The sequence below is a fragment of the Ponticoccus sp. (in: a-proteobacteria) genome, assembly GCF_048381735.1.
In genome coordinates, this window is the sequence record NZ_JBLXGL010000003.1 from 133,046 (window position 1) to 148,437 (window position 15,392).

General features: G+C 68.4%; 17 protein-coding genes. 4 read left to right on the top strand and 13 right to left on the bottom strand.

Going from position 1 to position 15,392, the window contains the following annotated elements; translation table 11 throughout:
• Nucleotides 1-24: 24 nt before the first annotated feature.
• Nucleotides 25-1,545 (bottom strand): DUF2125 domain-containing protein, encoded by a 1,521-nt coding sequence (locus tag ACN5KJ_RS07705; RefSeq protein WP_418593088.1) that lies wholly within the window; start codon nucleotides 1,543-1,545, stop codon nucleotides 25-27.
• A 127-nt stretch (nucleotides 1,546-1,672) separates the two neighbouring features.
• On the opposite strand from ACN5KJ_RS07705, the gene ACN5KJ_RS07710 reads away from it, so the two are divergent.
• Both ACN5KJ_RS07710 and ACN5KJ_RS07715 read left to right on the top strand, forming a co-directional pair.
• The gene (locus tag ACN5KJ_RS07710; RefSeq protein WP_418593090.1) at nucleotides 1,673-2,422 is read left to right on the top strand and encodes an SDR family oxidoreductase; all 750 of its coding nucleotides are present in this window, start codon (nucleotides 1,673-1,675) and stop codon (nucleotides 2,420-2,422) included.
• Nucleotides 2,419-3,024: an enoyl-CoA hydratase/isomerase family protein gene (locus ACN5KJ_RS07715; RefSeq protein ID WP_418593092.1), complete on the top strand. Its 606-nt coding sequence runs from the start codon at nucleotides 2,419-2,421 to the stop codon at nucleotides 3,022-3,024. Before ACN5KJ_RS07710 ends, ACN5KJ_RS07715 begins: the two co-directional genes overlap by 4 nt.
• 47 nt (nucleotides 3,025-3,071) lie before the next feature.
• On the opposite strand, the gene choV is transcribed toward ACN5KJ_RS07715, so the two are convergent.
• From choV to choX, 3 genes are all read right to left on the bottom strand, one after another.
• The gene (gene choV, locus ACN5KJ_RS07720) at nucleotides 3,072-4,100 is read right to left on the bottom strand and encodes a choline ABC transporter ATP-binding protein (RefSeq protein ID WP_418593094.1); all 1,029 of its coding nucleotides are present in this window, start codon (nucleotides 4,098-4,100) and stop codon (nucleotides 3,072-3,074) included.
• Complete coding sequence (choW, locus tag ACN5KJ_RS07725; protein ID WP_418593096.1) at nucleotides 4,097-4,933, bottom strand: choline ABC transporter permease subunit; 837 nt, start codon at nucleotides 4,931-4,933, stop codon at nucleotides 4,097-4,099. The genes choV and choW overlap by 4 nt, the downstream gene beginning before the upstream one ends.
• Nucleotides 4,934-5,438: 505 nt before the next feature.
• Complete coding sequence (gene choX / locus ACN5KJ_RS07730; RefSeq protein WP_418593098.1) at nucleotides 5,439-6,359, bottom strand: choline ABC transporter substrate-binding protein; 921 nt, start codon at nucleotides 6,357-6,359, stop codon at nucleotides 5,439-5,441.
• Nucleotides 6,360-6,560: 201 nt separating this feature from the next.
• Here choX and ade point away from each other — a divergent pair, with 201 nt between their 5' ends.
• Nucleotides 6,561-8,255 carry an adenine deaminase gene (gene ade / locus ACN5KJ_RS07735; RefSeq protein WP_418593099.1) on the top strand — a complete coding sequence of 565 codons (1,695 nt, stop codon included), beginning with the start codon at nucleotides 6,561-6,563 and terminating at the stop codon, nucleotides 8,253-8,255.
• 227 nt (nucleotides 8,256-8,482) lie between these two features.
• On the opposite strand, the gene ACN5KJ_RS07740 is transcribed toward ade, so the two are convergent.
• Nucleotides 8,483-8,881 (bottom strand): hypothetical protein, encoded by a 399-nt coding sequence (locus tag ACN5KJ_RS07740; protein WP_418593101.1) that lies wholly within the window; start codon nucleotides 8,879-8,881, stop codon nucleotides 8,483-8,485.
• 146 nt (nucleotides 8,882-9,027) lie between these two features.
• Entirely contained in the window at nucleotides 9,028-10,203 is a 1,176-nt protein-coding gene (locus ACN5KJ_RS07745; RefSeq protein WP_418593102.1) for a lytic murein transglycosylase, read from the bottom strand.
• A 157-nt stretch (nucleotides 10,204-10,360) separates the two neighbouring features.
• On the opposite strand from ACN5KJ_RS07745, the gene ACN5KJ_RS07750 reads away from it, so the two are divergent.
• Nucleotides 10,361-10,780: a response regulator gene (locus ACN5KJ_RS07750; protein WP_347165626.1), complete on the top strand. Its 420-nt coding sequence runs from the start codon at nucleotides 10,361-10,363 to the stop codon at nucleotides 10,778-10,780.
• Nucleotides 10,781-10,843: 63 nt separating this feature from the next.
• Here the strand turns inward: ACN5KJ_RS07750 and ACN5KJ_RS07755 are convergent, their stop codons facing one another.
• From ACN5KJ_RS07755 to def (ACN5KJ_RS07785), 7 genes are all read right to left on the bottom strand, one after another.
• Nucleotides 10,844-11,833, bottom strand: a complete 990-nt coding sequence (locus ACN5KJ_RS07755) for a glutathione S-transferase family protein (RefSeq protein WP_418593104.1) — start codon at nucleotides 11,831-11,833, stop codon at nucleotides 10,844-10,846.
• A gap of 102 nt (nucleotides 11,834-11,935) precedes the next feature.
• Nucleotides 11,936-12,172 carry a hypothetical protein gene (locus ACN5KJ_RS07760; protein ID WP_206564731.1) on the bottom strand — a complete coding sequence of 79 codons (237 nt, stop codon included), beginning with the start codon at nucleotides 12,170-12,172 and terminating at the stop codon, nucleotides 11,936-11,938.
• A gap of 2 nt (nucleotides 12,173-12,174) precedes the next feature.
• Nucleotides 12,175-12,414 (bottom strand): hypothetical protein, encoded by a 240-nt coding sequence (locus ACN5KJ_RS07765; RefSeq protein WP_418593106.1) that lies wholly within the window; start codon nucleotides 12,412-12,414, stop codon nucleotides 12,175-12,177.
• A gap of 98 nt (nucleotides 12,415-12,512) precedes the next feature.
• Nucleotides 12,513-13,424, bottom strand: coding sequence for a methionyl-tRNA formyltransferase (gene fmt / locus ACN5KJ_RS07770; RefSeq protein WP_418593107.1), 912 nt, complete (start codon nucleotides 13,422-13,424; stop codon nucleotides 12,513-12,515).
• 187 nt (nucleotides 13,425-13,611) lie between these two features.
• Entirely contained in the window at nucleotides 13,612-14,109 is a 498-nt protein-coding gene (def, locus tag ACN5KJ_RS07775; protein WP_347165628.1) for a peptide deformylase, read from the bottom strand.
• Between the two features lie 82 nt (nucleotides 14,110-14,191).
• Nucleotides 14,192-14,683: a peptide deformylase gene (gene def / locus ACN5KJ_RS07780; protein WP_418593109.1), complete on the bottom strand. Its 492-nt coding sequence runs from the start codon at nucleotides 14,681-14,683 to the stop codon at nucleotides 14,192-14,194.
• Nucleotides 14,680-15,204 (bottom strand): peptide deformylase, encoded by a 525-nt coding sequence (gene def, locus ACN5KJ_RS07785; RefSeq protein ID WP_418593110.1) that lies wholly within the window; start codon nucleotides 15,202-15,204, stop codon nucleotides 14,680-14,682. Before def (ACN5KJ_RS07785) ends, def (ACN5KJ_RS07780) begins: the two co-directional genes overlap by 4 nt.
• Nucleotides 15,205-15,392: the final 188 nt, after the last annotated feature.

Sequence of the window (15,392 nt, forward strand, 5' to 3'; positions counted from 1 at the left end):
CTTTTCTTTCGGTTTCACAAAAGCTTACTTGATGCGCTGGCCGTTCGCCAGAACGTGGCCCTGCTCGTTGATCTCGATCTTCGAGCTTGCGGTGTCCGGCTCTGCGCCCGGCACGGTGAACATGCCCAGCATCATCCGGGCGCCCATCGCGTCCTGTTCCTGCATCAGCCCCATGGCGATCAGCTTGTCGATCAGACCGTTGGCGCCGGAGATGTCGAGGTTCACCTCGCCCTTCGGCCGCGGCAGGCCGTCGAAGGTTTCCAGGTCGGTGTTGTCGAAGGTGAAGTCGCCCGACCCGATGATCTTGCCGCCCGCGGCGTCGACCACGAGATCGGTCAGCTTGAGGCTGTGCAACTCGCCCGGCATCTCGCCCGAGCGCCCGATTTCCTCCATGGCCTCGGGGTCGAGGAGGTTGACCTTGGGCGTCACCTCGGCCTCGAGGTTGATCGCCACGGTCGCCGGGTCGCGCGGCAGCGCCTGCTGCGGGTCGAAGATGTTCCACAGCATGTCCGACATGGCGAACTCGCCCAGCAGGACCGAGATCGCCGCCGGCACCGGCGTGTCGGATTCCGACAGCGGCATGGTCAGCGAGAAGCCCAGCTCCCCCAGTTCCGCATTGATCGGCAGCGGCAGTTCGGGGCCCGAGACCGCGACCGTCTGGCCCGAGGCCGAGATCGCGTAGGTCAGGCTGTCGGCGTTCATCGCCACGCCCAGCTCACCGCCGGTCGAGGAGAAGGCGCCCTCGGTCGTGCCCGAGCGTTCCGTCACCTTGAACTGGTTCTCGCCGCCGGTGTGCGACATCACCACATCCATCATCAGCCCGGCGGTGAACAGCGCCGTCGGATCGGCGAAATCCGCCTCCTCGGGGATCTCGGTCGTGCCCGAGGAGGCGAGGCCGGTGAAGCGGCCCGACATGCTGCCCGCATCCTCGCTTTCGGGATCGTCGAACATCAGCGAATAGGCCAGATCGCCCAGCGTGACGTCCTGCGTGATCTTGCGCAGGCCGTCCTCGATCAGCATGTGCTGCGTGCCTTCCATCGGCCCCATGTCGAAGGTCACGTCGAAGAGGTCCGACGGGATCTGCTCGCCCTCCGCCATGATCTCTGCCAGCTTCAGCCCGATCGAGGTGGCCGAGAAGGTGTACAGCATATCACCCGGATCGCCCGACACGACCATGTCGAAATCGCTTTGGGTCATGTCCAAGACCAGCTCTGCGGCGGTTTCCTCACCCTCCGAGAAGGTGAGGGTCATCGGCATCTGTTCCGGGTAGCTGATGCGCACCGCGCCGTCACCGGTATCGGCAAGGGTCATCTCGGACATCGTGATGGTCACGGTGGCCTCTTCTTCGGGCACCGGCACGACCATGGTCAGATCGCCGATGGTAAGCGTATCGCCCTCCATCACCTCGCGCGCGGAAACCTGGTAACCGAAACCGGTCATATAGGCCTCGAAATCGTCCCAGACCTGCTGGGGCGTGACCTCTGCCTGCACCTGACCGGCTGCCGCCATCAGGGCCAGGACCGAGGCTGTTGCGAACCGTTGCATAATGCACCTCTTCTGTGGGTTCAAATTCAATACCCCAAGAAGACCGGCCATTCCGGGACCGGTCAAGGGACTGGATTCCATACTAGGTTGCCTTTACCACGAAGGCGAGACGCATAAGGAAACTGTCATGGAACTCAGCGGAACAACCGTCATGATCACCGGCGCGAGCCGGGGCATCGGCGCCGAGGCGGCGCGCGCCTTCGCACGCGCCGGGGCAAAGGTGGCGCTGGTCGCGCGCTCTGCCGAGGCCATCGCCGACCTCGCCGGAGAGATCGGCGCTCAGGCCGTGGCGATCCCCTGCGACATCGCCCGCTACTGGGAGGTCGAACAGGCCGTGCAGAACTGCCTGAAGGCGCATGGCTCGCTGGACGTGCTGGTGAACAACGCCGGCGCGATCGAGCCCATCGCCCATATGGCCGAAGCCGACCCCGCCGCCTGGGGAGAGGTCATCGACGTCAACCTCAAGGGGGTCTTTCACGGCATGCGCGCGGCCCTGCCGGTGATGCTGGAGGCCGGCGGCGGATCCTTGCTGACCATCGGCTCGGGCGCGGCGCATGGCCCGGTCGAGGCCTGGTCGCATTACTGCGCCTCCAAGGCGGGCGCGATGATGCTGACCAAGATGGCACACAAGGAATACGGCGCGCAGGGCATCCGGGCGATCTCGCTATCGCCCGGCACGGTGGCCACGCAGATGCAGCGCGACATCAAGGCCTCGGGGATAAACCCGGTCAGCCAGCTGGACTGGTCCGACCATATCCCGCCCGAATGGGTCGCCAGGGCACTTGTCTGGATGTGCGGATCCGAGGCCGACGGCTATCTCGGCGACGAGATCAGCCTGCGCGACGAGGGCATCCGCGCACAGGTCGGCGTCGCGTGATCCGGCTGGAGAAGGAGGCCTCGGGCCTCTGGATCGCGGTTCTGGACCGGCCCGACAAGGCCAACGCACTGACCGCCGAGATGCTGGAACGGTTGGCCGAGATCGCACGCGAGGCGCAAGAGGCGCGGGCGCTGGTGCTGACCGGCACGGGCAAGGTCTTCTCGGCGGGGATGGACCTCGAGGCGGCGGCCTCGGGGCTGGCCACCTCGGATGTCTGGGAACGGCTGTCGGGCGCGCTGGCGGCGCTGCCGGGGCTGACGGTCTGCGCGCTGAACGGCACGCTGGCGGGCGGCGCCATGGGCATGGCGCTGGCCTGCGACCTGCGCATCGCGGTGCCGGGGGCCAAGGTCTTCTACCCGGTGATGAAGCTGGGCTTCCTGCCGCAGCCCTCGGACCCGGCGCGCCTGCGGGCGCTGGTGGGGCCGTCGCGGGCCAAGGCGATCCTGATGGCCGGCTGCAGGGTTCCGGTGGAAGAGGCGCAGGGCTGGGGGCTGATCGATGCGGTTGTCGAGGGCGACGTGGTCGAGGGCGCCCGCGCCCTGGCCGCCGATACGCTGGGCGCCACGCCCGCCCATGCCGCCGCCATCAAGCGCATGATCTGAGGGGGCGAAGCCGCTTCGAAGCGGCTTCCAACGCCCTTGCAGGGCGTTCAAAGGCCCTTCGAAGGGCCTTCCGCAGCGCCGGACAGCCGCCGCACCACGCTGTCCGCCGTGACGCGGCCGCAGGGGGTTCCATTGTCCAGCACCGTCACCGGCCCTTCCTGCAACAGCGACATGACCGCGCGCACCGGCGTTTCGGCGTCGCAGTGCTGCGCCCCGCTGCCCGGCTCCATCACGTCCCGCGCGGTCAGCACGCCCAGCGGGTTCATATTGGCCACGAAATCCGCCACGTAATCGCTGGAGGGCGCCGAGAAGATCTCGCGCGGGGTGCCCTGCTGCACGATCCGCCCGCCCTCCATGATGGCGATGCGGTTGCCCAGCTTGAAGGCCTCGTCGAGGTCGTGGCTGACGAAGATGATCGTGCATTTCAGGTCGCGCTGCAGGTCCAGCAATTCATCCTGAAGCCGGGTGCGGATCAGCGGGTCAAGCGCCGAGAAGGGCTCGTCCATCAACAGGATCGGGGCGCCGGTGGCAAAGGCCCGCGCCAGCCCCACACGCTGCTGCATGCCGCCCGAGAGTTCGCTGACCTTGCGGTCGGCCCAGTCCGACAGCCCGACCTGTGCCAGCCGGTCGGCCACCGTCCGCGCCCGCGCGACTGCCCCCTGCCCCGCGAGCTCCAGCCCGAAGCCTACATTCTCGGCCACCGTCCGCCAGGGCAGCAGCCCGAACTGCTGGAACACCATGGCAACCCGCTGCTGGCGGACCGCGCGCAGCTCTGCCGCCGGGCAATGGGTGACATCGGTCATGCCCTTGCCGGTGCTGACCGCGACCGCACCGCGCACCACCGGGTTCAGCCCGTTCACCGCCCGCAACAGCGTCGACTTGCCCGAGCCGGACAGGCCCATCAGCACGAGGATCTCGCCCTCGGCCACCTCCAGAGAGCAATCGTGCACGCCCAGAACCTGCCCGGTCGCCTCCTGGATCTCGGCCCGGCTCTGGCCCGCGTCGGCCAGCGGCAGGGCGCGCTCGGGGTGATCGCCGAAGACGATCGAGACCCTGTCGAAGCGTACCGCGCTCATTTGCGCCGCTCCCACCGCAGGGCGCGGTCCAGCATGATGGCGACGACGACGATGATCAGCCCCGCCTCGAAGCCCAGCCCGGTGTCGACCCGGTTCAGCGCGCGCACCACCGGCACGCCCAGCCCGTCGGCGCCGACCAGTGCCGCGATCACCACCATCGACAGCGACAGCATGATGGTCTGGTTCAGCCCCGCCATGATCTGCGGCAGCGCGCTTGGCAGCTCCACCTTCCACAGCTTCTGCCGGGGGGTGGCGCCGAAGGCGTCGGCGGCCTCGATCAGCGCCGTCGGTGTCGAGGAAATCCCCAGATGCGTCAGCCGGATCGGCGCGGGCACCACGAAGATCACCGTGGCGATCAGCCCCGGCACCATGCCGATGCCGAAGAAGACGATGGCCGGGATCAGGTAGACGAAGGTCGGCAGCGTCTGCATCAGGTCGAGCACCGGCCTGACCAAGGCGTAGAGCTTGGGCCGATGCGCCACGGCGATGCCGATGGGCACGCCCAGGCCCATGCAGACCACGCAGGCCGACAGCACCAGCGTCAGGCTTTCGGTGGTCTCTTCCCAGTAGCCCTGGTTGAGGATGAAGAGAAAGCCCAGCCCCACCATCAGCGGCACCTGCCAGCTGCGGTGCAGCGCCGCCACGGCAGCGACGAAGACCGCCACCACCGCCAGTTCCGGCGGGGTCTGAAGCAGCCAGAGGATCGCGTCGATCAAGGCCTCCATGCCGTCGGACAGGATATCGAAGACTGCCCCGCCGTGTTTTTGCAGCCAGTCGAAACAGGCTTCCGCCACGTCGCCCACGGGGATCTTGTGCTCTGTCAGCCAGTCCAAGGCGGTGGCTCCCTTCGGTTTTCGGTTGTGAGGCGACACGGATCGCGCCACGCCTACAATGGCAAGCGTGGCCGCCGAGGGCAATCAGGTCGCGATGCGGAACCACCCCGGGGAGGCCCGGGAGCTGTGCCGCATCGCGGCTGGCGCGGAACGCCCGGACGCGGCCCTCGCCAGCCGCGGCCCCGGGACAGCGCATGAAGGGACTGGTGGCGCCGGGCCATACCGCCTTTGACCTGCGACCTGTCACAGCGTCATCCGCCGCGCCCGGCACCTTGCGGACAGGGCGGTTGCAGGATTTCGGCGGGGCGTCGCAGATCAGCCGCGCCGCCCGGGTGCGGCCTGAAGAAGGCCCTCCGCTCGGGCAAGACGCCCGCCCCTCAAAGCCGGGCGGCGGCCATGACGGAGGATGCGGCCCGCCCGTGCCTGTCCGGGGCGGCAGGGCGTGCCGCCCGATCGCCGGGGCCGCCGCCGGGCATGCAGATGCGCCGCGGCCCCGGCAGGGCGCTTACTCCAGCGCGCCCTTGACCGCCGCCAGAGCCTCGCCGCCGTCCTTGGTCGTCACGCCCTCGAGCCAGCCGTCCAGCACGTCTGTGTTGGCCGAGAGCCACGCGGTCGCCGCCGCTTCGGGGTCTTCGCCCTCGTCGAGGATCGCCCCCATGATCTCGTTCTCCATCTGCAGAGAGAAGGAAAGGTTTTCCAGCAGCTTGCCGACATTCGGGCATTCCGCCACATAACCCGCGCGGGTGTTGGTATAGACCGTTGCGCCGCCCAGATCCGGGCCGAAGAAGTCGTCGCCCCCGGTCAGGTAGGTCAGGTCGTAATTGGCGTTCATCGGGTGCGGTTCCCAGGCCAGGAAGACCACCGGCTCGTCGCGACCGTCGGCGCGCCCGACCTGCGCCAGCATCCCCTGCTCCGAGCTTTCCTTGACCTCGAAGCCCTCCAGCCCGAAGGCATTGGCGTCGATCATGTCGATGATCAGCCGGTTGCCGTCGTTGCCCGGCTCGATCCCGTAGATGGTCTGGTCCAGCGCCTCGGCATGCTCGGCGATCCTGGAAAAATCGTCGATCCCAAGCGCGGCGCCGGCGGCATTGGTGGCCAGCGTGTACTTGGCGCCTTCAAGGTTGGCGCGCACGGTATCGACGGTGCCCGCCTCGCGGTAGGGCGCGATATCGGCCTCCATCGTGGGCATCCAGTTGCCGAGGAACACGTCGATGTCGCCCTCGGCCATCGAGGTATAGGTGACGGGCACCGACAGCACCTTGATGTCAGTCTCGTACCCCAGCGCCTCCAGCACCACGGTGGTCGCGGCGGTGGTGGCGGTGATGTCGGTCCAGCCCACGTCCGAGAAGGTGACGGCGTCGCAGTCGGCCAGCGCGCCCGAGGCGATCAGCCCGAGGGCGGTGGTCAGCGTCAAGGTGGTCTTCATGGCGGTCTCCTTGTGGATCGGTCTCTGGCGCGCAGTGAACGCCCAAAGCCCGGGCATTGCAACCGGCGCATGGGCTGCGGGGCCGAAGTCTTCGACGAAGACTTCGGGCGCCGGCAAAGTCTTCGTCGAAGACTTTGCCCCCCTCGCCCCTGCCCCGTGCCTGTGCGATGCTCTGCCGGAACACCGCAGGGAGAGCGCAGAATGGCAGACCTCGAAACCCGCATCGCGCAGGGGCGCGGCGATCAGACCGCGGATCTCGTCCTGCGGGGCGGCCGGATCTTCGACCTGATGACCGGCGATCTGCTGGAGGGCGACGTGGCGATCTGCGACGGCGTGGTGGTGGGCATCCTCGACCGTTACGAGGGGCACAGGACCATCGACGTCTCGGGGCTGATCCTGGTGCCCGGCTTCATCGACACCCACCTGCACATCGAATCCTCGCTGGTGACGCCATTCGAGTTCGACCGCTGCGTGGCGCCGCGCGGGGTCACCACCGCCATCTGCGACCCGCACGAGATCGCCAATGTGATCGGGGCGCCCGGCGTCCGCTACTTCCAGGAGGCCAGCGCCCATTCGCTGATCGACATCCGCGTGCAGCTGTCCTCCTGCGTGCCCTCGACCCACATGGAGACCGCCGGGGCCGAGTTGGATGCCGCCGCGATTGCCGGACTGATGGGCCATGCCTCGGGTCTGGGGCTGGCCGAGTTCATGAACTACCCCGGCGTCATTCACAGAGACCCGCAGGCGATGGAGAAGCTGCGGCTTTTCGAGGGCGGCCACGTGGACGGCCATTGCCCGCTGCTGTCGGGGCGGGATCTGAACGCCTATGTGGCGGCGGGCATCCGCACGGAACACGAGGCGACCTCTGCCGAAGAGGCGCTTGAGAAGCTGCGCAAGGGCATGCGGGTGCTGATCCGCGAAGGCTCTGTCTCGAAGGACCTGCACGCGCTGCAACCGCTGCTGTCAGAGCGGACCGCCCCCTACATGTGCCTGTGCACCGACGACCGCAATCCGCTGGATATCGGCGAGCACGGCCATCTGGATTACATGATCCGCGAGCTGATCCGGCTGGGCACCCCGCCGCTGGCCGCCTATCGCGCCGCCTCGCTCTCTGCCGCCGAGGCCTTTGGCCTCAAGGACCGGGGCCAGATCGCGCCGGGCAAGCGCGCCGACATCGTGGCGGTCCGGTCGCTGGAGGCCTGCGACGCGCAGCTGGTGCTGGCGGCGGGCGTTCCGGTCGACGAGGCGGCCTTTGCCCGGCGTGGCCATGTGGCGCCGGTCGGGCGGAACTCGGTGAAGGCGCCAAGGGTGTCGGCCCGCGACTTCCGCGTGACGGCCAATCGCAGCGAGACCGATGTGATCGGCATCCGCGAGGGGCAGATCCTGACCGACCACCTGCACGAGGACATCCCCATCGCCGATGGCGACAAGCACCCCGATCCCGCCCGCGACCTTGTCCGGATCACGGTGATCGAGCGGCACGGCAGGAACGGCAATATCGCCAGCGGTTTCGTGCGGGGCTTCGGGTTGCAGGCCGGGGCCATCGCCTCGACCGTCTGCCACGATCACCACAATATCGCCTGCGTCGGGATCGACTATGCGGACATGGCCGTGGCCGCCAACCGCCTGTCCGAGATCGAGGGCGGCTTTGTCGTGGTCCGCGACGGGGTGGTTCTGGCCGAGCTGGCGCTGCCGGTGGCCGGGCTGATGTCGCTGGAACCCTTCGAGACCGTGCGCGCGGCGCTGGAGGACCTTCGGGTCGCCGCGAAATCGCTTGGCGTCACGCTGGAAGAGCCCTTCCTGCAACTGGCCTTCCTTGCCCTGCCGGTGATCCCCGCGCTGAAGATCACCGATCGCGGCATGGTCGACGTGATGAAATTCGAGATCATCGGCTGAGCCGCCGGCCCCTTTCCCCAAGCCACCGCCGCGCCGCGCTTTCGGAACCGGCACGCCCCGGCGCAGGGCGCTTGCCGGACCGGGGGGTTGAAGACCGGCCCGGGGCGCGCAGAGTGTCCGCAGCACCCTGTACCGGGCCGCAAAAAGGCACCCCTGGCGTCGGATTGTCAGACGCCGGGCGGCATCCTGTCCGCGCGGGCGGACTGTCGGATGGTCCTTTTGGGGGCCTAGGGCGCCGGGCAGCGGATGTAGTGCAGGGCGTCCGGCGCGGCGCCCTCGCCCAGTTCCTGCCGCATCAGCCCCTCGCCGCCGTCCCGCAGGTCCAGAAGCAAGGCCCGCTGCCAGGTCTCTCCCTCGCCGCTGAAGACGAATACCCCCTCCAGCCGCGTTTCCGAGCGGTCGTCCACCCGGGCCAGCGTGGCGCGGCTTTCGTAGAAGGCCAGCGTGTCCGCCTGCACCACCATCAAGCCCTTGGCGTCGTCGCGCCGCGGGTCGCAATCGTCCGCCACAAGACCCCAGCGCCCCTGAAGGGCCAGCGGCACGCTGCGCGGTATATCCAGCTCATCCGCCGGAAAGCAGGCAGAGAGAAGTGAGGCGAGAATGACGGCGAGGCAAGCGCGGATCATGCCTCATAAGGGCATGAAACCGCGTGCGTTTCCAGAGGTTTTTGACCCCGGCACCGGGTCCGCGCCGGGATCGGGGCCCCGGCCCGCTGCGGCGCCCCTTCCACCAAGGGTAGAAAACGATACCAAAAATGCACGCGGCCTTTCGGTCACAGACGCTGCAGCAGCTCCGGCGTCGGCCATGCATCGGCGGGCAGGCCAAATTCGCGCTGGACATCGCGGACCGCTGCCCGGGTGCCGGCCCCGAGGATGCCGTCGACCTCGCCCACGTCGTAGCCCCGCTCGGTCAACTTTGCCTGCAGCCGCTTCATCTGGTCGCCCGACAGGCCCGGCGCCGGATTGCCCGCGTCATAGACCGGCGCGCCCTCCAGCCGGGTGCCGAAATAGGCGGCGGTCAGCACATAGGTAAAGCTTTGGTTCCACTCGAAATAAACCCGGAAGTTCGGATAGGCTATGAAGGCGGGGCCGTCCTTGCCCTGCGGGATCACGATAGAGGCCTCGAGCCGCCCGTCGTCCAGCTGCCCGTTGCGCGCCCGCACGCCCAGCTGCTCCCACTCGGCCACCGTCTTGGTCGCATGCATCCCGGTGTCGTACCACACGAGGTCCCCGGGCAGCACCACCTCCTGCAACCACGGCTCATTCGGGCGCCAGCCGAGATGCGACAGCATCTTGGCGCCGGACAGCAGCGCATCGGGCGCCGAGGTCTTGAGCGTGACATGCCCGTCGCCGTCGCCGTCAACGCCGTTTTCAAGGATGTCCTTCGGCAGCATCTGCACCATGCCGATCTCGCCGGCCCAAGCGCCGGTGGTGGTCGCCGGGTCGAAGTCGCCGTTCTCGTACAGCGACAGCGCCGAGAAGATCTGCGGGCGGAAGATCTCGGGGCGGCGGCAGTCATGCGCCAGCGTCACCAGAGCGTTCAGCGTGTTGTAATCGCCCTGAAAGGCCCCGTAATCGGTCTCGAAAGCCCAGAAGGCCAGCAGCACACCGCGCGACAGGCCATAGTCCTGCTCGATCCGGGCAAAGACGCTGTCGTGGCGCTCTGCCATCTGGCGGCCCTTGTCCAGCCGCGACTGCGAGATCAGCTTGCGCGAGAAGGTGATGAAAGGGTCCTGAAAGATGCCCTGCCGCCGGTCGGCCTTCAGCACCGCATCGCTTTGCGACACGCCCGAGAGGAAACGCTCTGCCGTCTCGGGCGCATGGCCCAGCGTCACGGCCTCGGCCTTCAGCCCCTCGACGAAGGCGTCGAAACCGCCGCCGCAGGGGGGCTCTTGCGCGTGCAGGGCGCCGGCCGCAGCCATGGCCCCCATCAGGATCGCGATCCGCATTCTGGTGTCCTCGTTCTCTGCTCTGGCCTGCAGGATAACGCAGGCCACTGCGGGGGCAAGCGCCGCGCATCGGCAAGAAGTGACCGACCGTTCAGGGTTTCGCGCGGCAGCCAGCGGCCGTTAACTATTTATTCATCGACATGAACGCACCCTGATCATGGAAGAGGTGACGAGCCGAAGTCAGGAGACCATGGTGAACGTGCTGATCGTCGGGGACAACCGCCCTCTTGTGGGTCTCTGGGCCCGGTCGCTTCGGCGGGCCGGGGCACGGGTTGCGCTGGCCGACACCCCGGAGACGGCGGCGGACCTTCTGGCCGACCGGCGCTTCGACATCCTGATCCTCGACATCGGGCCGGAACCGGGCTGCGCGCTCAGCGTCGCCGACATGGCCCAGTACCGCCAGCCCGAGGCGCGGATCATCTTCGTGACCTCGTCGAGCTTCTTCTCCGACGGCTCGATCTTCACGCTTTGCGCCAATGCCTGCGCCTGCGTGCCCTCCGGCACCGCGCCCGAAGACCTTGCGCATATGGCCGCGCATTACGCGCGCCCATCGCCGCCCGGGGCACGGACGGGCTGACCCCCCCGGCCCTCTTCGCGCTGCCGCGCCACGACCCGCGCGACGGGCCCGGCGCCGATCGGATCAGGCCGCGGCCAGCCGCTCTCGCCCGTGCGGGGCGTCGAAATCGGGCTGCGGCCCGATGGGCACGATCCGATAGGGATTCACGCTTTCGTGGCTGTAGTGGTAGTGCCGTTCGATATGGCCGAAATGCACGGTCCCGGCCACGCCCGGCCACTGGTACAGCTCGCGGGTATAGGCCCAGAGGTTGGGGTAGTCGACGATCCGCCGCCGGTTGCACTTGAAGTGCCCGTGATAGACCTTGTCGAAGCGGACCAGCGTGGTGAAGAGCCGCCAGTCGGCCTCGGTGATGCGGTCGCCCATCAGGTAGCGGTTCCGGCCCAGCCGCTCTTCCAGCCAGTCGAGACTGTCGAACAGCGGATGCACGGCCTTGTCGTAGGCCTCTTGCGTGGTGGCGAAACCGGCCTTGTAGACGCCGTTGTTGACGGTGTCGTAGATCCGCGCGTTCACTGGCTCGATGGCATCGCGCAGCGCCTCCGGCCAGTAGTCGTCGCGGTTGCCGGTCAGCCCGTCGAAGGCGGAATTAAACATGCGGATGATTTCGGCGCTTTCGTTCGACACGATGGTTTCACGCTTGCGATCCCACAGCACCGGCACGGTGACATGGCCCGAGGCCACGGGGTCCGCCTTCAGGTAGACCTCGCGCAGGTAGTCCAGCCCGTAGAGGCGGTCGCCGGTGGCGTCGTCATAGGCGTCCGACAGGGTCCAGCCCTCCTCCAGCATGTCGGGATGCACGACAGAAACGCCGATCAGTTCGGTCAGCCCCTTCAGCGCGCGCAGGATCAGCGCGCGATGCGCCCATGGACAGGCATAGGAGACATAGAGGTGATAACGGTCCGCCTCGGCCTCGAACCCGCCCTCACCGCTTGGCCCGGCGCTGCCGTCGGCGGTGATCCAGTTGCGGTACTGGGTGCTCGACCGCTTGAAAGCACCGCCCTTGCTGCGCTCCGCGATCGACTGCTTTATCCATTCACCCTTGTCGAGATGGCCCATGACGTCCTCCGTATCCGTTGGACCAGAGGTAGCGTCAGGCCGCTTCTGTGCAAACGGGCAAGCCCGCACGCCCGGTTGCGCATCCGCGCACGGAACCGGGCCTCAGCGCTGGCGGAAGGTCTGCCAGACCCAGATCAGCAGCAGCGCCCCCAGCACCGCGCCCACCAGCCCCGCCAGCGCGCCGGTGATCGCCACGAGGAAGCGGATCGCAAGGCCGCCGATCAGCGCCCCGCCGATCCCGATCAGCACGGTCTGCACGATCCCGGCCTCGATCCGCATCAGCCGGGTGGCGATGAACCCGGCAGCGGCGCCGATGATGATCAGCAAAACGACAGGCATGGCTATTTCCTCCGCCAATGGGTGGGCACGATGATCAGCGCCCCGATCGAGGCGGCGATGGCGTTCAGCCCCGGAGAGCGGAAGCCCACGCCGAACATGGTCTGCACGAAGTAGAACAGGAAGGCGCCGCCGACGCAGATGATGATGCTGGGCAGCCCCCCGTTGCGGGTGAAACCGCTGCGCTCCGAGGCGTAGCCGACGATGCCCGCGATGACGACGGTGCCGATGAGAACGGGAAACATGGGGCTCAGCCTTTCGGGATCGGGCGGTGGCCGGACAGAAGCAGCCCGCGCAGGATACAGGGGGCCACCGCCCGAGGGCAAGAAGCGGAGCCCATGGCTCAGCCCCCCAGCCCGTCGCCCGTGGCCACCGGGTGTCCGCGCAGGAAGGTCTCGGCATCCTGCGCCGCCTTGCCCGGCCGCTGCGCGCGGGTGATGCGCACCGCGCCCGCGCCGCAGGCCACGGTAAACTGCGCGTCCAGCGCCGTGCCGGGCGCGCCCGCACCCGCCACGACCTCGGCCCCCAGCAGCTTCAGCCGCTCGCCGTGATGCAGGGTCCAGGCCCCCGGAAAGGGCGCCAGCCCGCGGATATGGGCCGAGACCTCCTGCGCGGGCCGCGTCCAGTCCACCGCCGCCTCGGATTTGTCGATCTTGGCGGCATAGGTCACGCCCTCCTCGGGCTGCGGCTCCGGCAGCAGGTCCGGCAGGCGGTCCAGCGCCTCGACGATCATCCGCGCGCCCATGTCCGAAAGCCGGTCATGCAGGCCCCCGGTGGTCTCGGTCGCGCCGATGGCGGTGGCCTCGCGCAACAGCACCGGGCCGGTGTCCAGCCCCGCCTCCATCTGCATGATGCAGATGCCGGTCTCGGCATCGCCGGCCATGATCGCGCGGTGGATCGGCGCCGCCCCGCGCCAGCGCGGCAGCAGCGAGGCATGGATGTTCAGGCAGCCCTGCGCGGGCGCATCCAGCACCGCCTGCGGCAGGATCAGCCCATAGGCCACGACCACCGCCACATCGGCCCCCAGCGCGGCAAAGGCCTGCTGCTCCTCGGCAGCGCGCAGGCTCTCGGGATGGCGCACCGGCAGGCCCAGCGCCTCGGCCCGCGCCTGCACCGGCGTCGGGCGCGGCTTCTTGCCCCGCCCGGCGGGACGCGGCGGCTGGCAGTAGACGCAGGCCACCTCGTGCCCGGCGCCCACCAGCGCCTCCAGCACCGGCACCGAGAATTCCGGGGTTCCCATGAAGATCACACGCATCGCAGCCCTCCTGACAGGCCCCCTGCTTGCCCCGCGCCACCGGCAAGGGCAACCCCGCCGAACCGCGCCCGGCTTCTCTGGTCCGCAAAATACCTCGGGGGGCGAGCCTCGGCGAGCGGGGGCAGAGCCCCCTCCCTGCGGTCCCGGGTCAGCCCCGGCGCTAGGCAGGGCCCCGGCAAGGCCGCCGCTAGCCGGTCAGTTTCTTCGCCCGGCGGATCAGCATCTCGCGTTTCGTCCGGCTCAGCCGGTCGAAATACATCCGGCCCGCAAGATGGTCGATCTGGTGCTGCACGCTCGTCGCCCAAAGCCCGACGAAATCGCGCTCCACCACTGCGCCGCTGTCGTCCATGAAGCGGACCGTCACGGCGCGCGGGCGCTCGACCTTCGCCGAAACGCCGGGCAGGTTCGGCGAGGCTTCCTCGTGGCTGCGCGGCTCGATGCTGGCATGCAGCACCTCGGGATTGGCCATCAGCACCGCCTGCCCGCGCGTATCGGAGGCATCGACAACCGCCAGACGCCGCATCACCCCGATCTGCACGGCGGCCAGACCGACCCCCGGCATCGCCTCCATGGTGTCCACCATGTCCTTCCAGATCGCGCGCACGTCGTCGTCCACCACCGCGACATCCGCCGCCACTGTCTTCAGGCGCCTGTCCGGCCAGGCCACGAAGGGACGCACGGTCATGGGTATACCTCCGCTGCAACGGGCGCGGGGAAGGCCCTTGCAAGGGCCTTCGGCCCGCCCGCCGTGACCGACCGCAGACCGCTCATGCGCCGTACTCCACCAGCAGCGCATCCCGGGCCGCGGCGCCCAGCCGGTCGAAATGCATCACCCCGTCCAGATGGTCCAGCTCGTGCTGCGCCACCCGCGCCTCGGCGCCCTCCAGCGCCACCTGCCGCGCTTCGCCCGCCGCGTCACGGTAGCCCAGAACGATGCTGACGGGCCGTTCGACCAGCGCCGCCACACCGGGCACCGACAGGCAGCCCTCTTCGCCCATGGCCGTGGCCTCGGAGGCAGAAATCACATGCGGGTCGATGCAGGCGCGCGGGGTCTTCTCGCCGCGCTTCCAGCCCGCATCCATCACGAAGACCCGCAGCATCGCGCCCACCTGCGGCGCCGCAAGGCCCCGCCCGGGCGCGGCGTACATGGTTTCGAACAGGTCCGCGATCAGCGTCCGCGCCGCCTCGAGGTCTGTGACCGGTGCGCAGGGCCGGGCAAGGCGCGGATCGGGCCAGCGCAGGATCGGCCGCAGGCTCACGCCTTCTCCCTCGCGCGTTCCTTCTTCAGCTTGACCATCTTGCGGGTGATCATCTGCCGCTTCATCGCGCCGAGGTAGTCGATGAAAAGCTTGCCGTCGAGGTGGTCGATCTCGTGCTGCACGCAGGTCGCCCAGAGCCCGTCGAAGGTCTCTTTCTGCAATGCCCCGTTCAGGTCCATCCATTCCACGTCCACCACCTTCGGCCGCTCGACCTCGGCATATTGGTCGGGGATCGACAGGCAGCCCTCTTCGTAGACATTGCGCTCGTCCGAAGAGGCCAGGACCCGCGGGTTCACCATGACCAGCGGGCGCGGCGGCCCGTCCTCTTCCTTGACGCAGTCGAGCACGATCAGCCGCGACAGCACACCGATCTGCGGCGCGGCAAGACCGATGCCGGGCGCCTCGTACATGGTTTCCAGCATATCGGCGGCAAGAACCCGCAGGTCGTCCGAGACGTCGTCGACCTCTGCACAGAGCTTCTTCAGCCGGGGATCGGGGTGGATCAGGATGGGGCGCTTCATGGCTCCGATCTAAGGCGCCCCGCGCAGAATCGCAACAACCCGAACCATCTGTCCGTTGCCCGCCCCGAACCGGCAGGGAAAACCCTTCTGAAGTGGGCATGAAAGGGGCAGATGACCCGGGCTTTGCGCATGATTGTCGTCCCTGGGCTGACCTGCGGCGCCCTGGGCATCGGTATCTCCGCCGCGAC

What these genes read in the sequence shown, in the direction of transcription:
- ACN5KJ_RS07755 (WP_418593104.1), bottom strand. Translation starts at nt 11,833, where the DNA reads ATGGGCCATCTCGACAAGGGTGAATGGATAAAGCAGTCGATCGCGGAG.
- ACN5KJ_RS07760 (WP_206564731.1), bottom strand. Translation starts at nt 12,172, where the DNA reads ATGCCTGTCGTTTTGCTGATCATCATCGGCGCCGCTGCCGGGTTCATC.
- ACN5KJ_RS07740 (WP_418593101.1), bottom strand. Translation starts at nt 8,881, where the DNA reads ATGATCCGCGCTTGCCTCGCCGTCATTCTCGCCTCACTTCTCTCTGCC.
- ACN5KJ_RS07750 (WP_347165626.1), top strand. Translation starts at nt 10,361, where the DNA reads ATGGAAGAGGTGACGAGCCGAAGTCAGGAGACCATGGTGAACGTGCTG.
- ACN5KJ_RS07710 (WP_418593090.1), top strand. Translation starts at nt 1,673, where the DNA reads ATGGAACTCAGCGGAACAACCGTCATGATCACCGGCGCGAGCCGGGGC.
- ade (WP_418593099.1), top strand. Translation starts at nt 6,561, where the DNA reads ATGGCAGACCTCGAAACCCGCATCGCGCAGGGGCGCGGCGATCAGACC.
- fmt (WP_418593107.1), bottom strand. Translation starts at nt 13,424, where the DNA reads ATGCGTGTGATCTTCATGGGAACCCCGGAATTCTCGGTGCCGGTGCTG.
- def (WP_347165628.1), bottom strand. Translation starts at nt 14,109, where the DNA reads ATGACCGTGCGTCCCTTCGTGGCCTGGCCGGACAGGCGCCTGAAGACA.
- ACN5KJ_RS07765 (WP_418593106.1), bottom strand. Translation starts at nt 12,414, where the DNA reads ATGTTTCCCGTTCTCATCGGCACCGTCGTCATCGCGGGCATCGTCGGC.
- ACN5KJ_RS07745 (WP_418593102.1), bottom strand. Translation starts at nt 10,203, where the DNA reads ATGCGGATCGCGATCCTGATGGGGGCCATGGCTGCGGCCGGCGCCCTG.
- def (WP_418593110.1), bottom strand. Translation starts at nt 15,204, where the DNA reads ATGAAGCGCCCCATCCTGATCCACCCCGATCCCCGGCTGAAGAAGCTC.
- choV (WP_418593094.1), bottom strand. Translation starts at nt 4,100, where the DNA reads ATGAGCGCGGTACGCTTCGACAGGGTCTCGATCGTCTTCGGCGATCAC.
- choX (WP_418593098.1), bottom strand. Translation starts at nt 6,359, where the DNA reads ATGAAGACCACCTTGACGCTGACCACCGCCCTCGGGCTGATCGCCTCG.
- ACN5KJ_RS07705 (WP_418593088.1), bottom strand. Translation starts at nt 1,545, where the DNA reads ATGCAACGGTTCGCAACAGCCTCGGTCCTGGCCCTGATGGCGGCAGCC.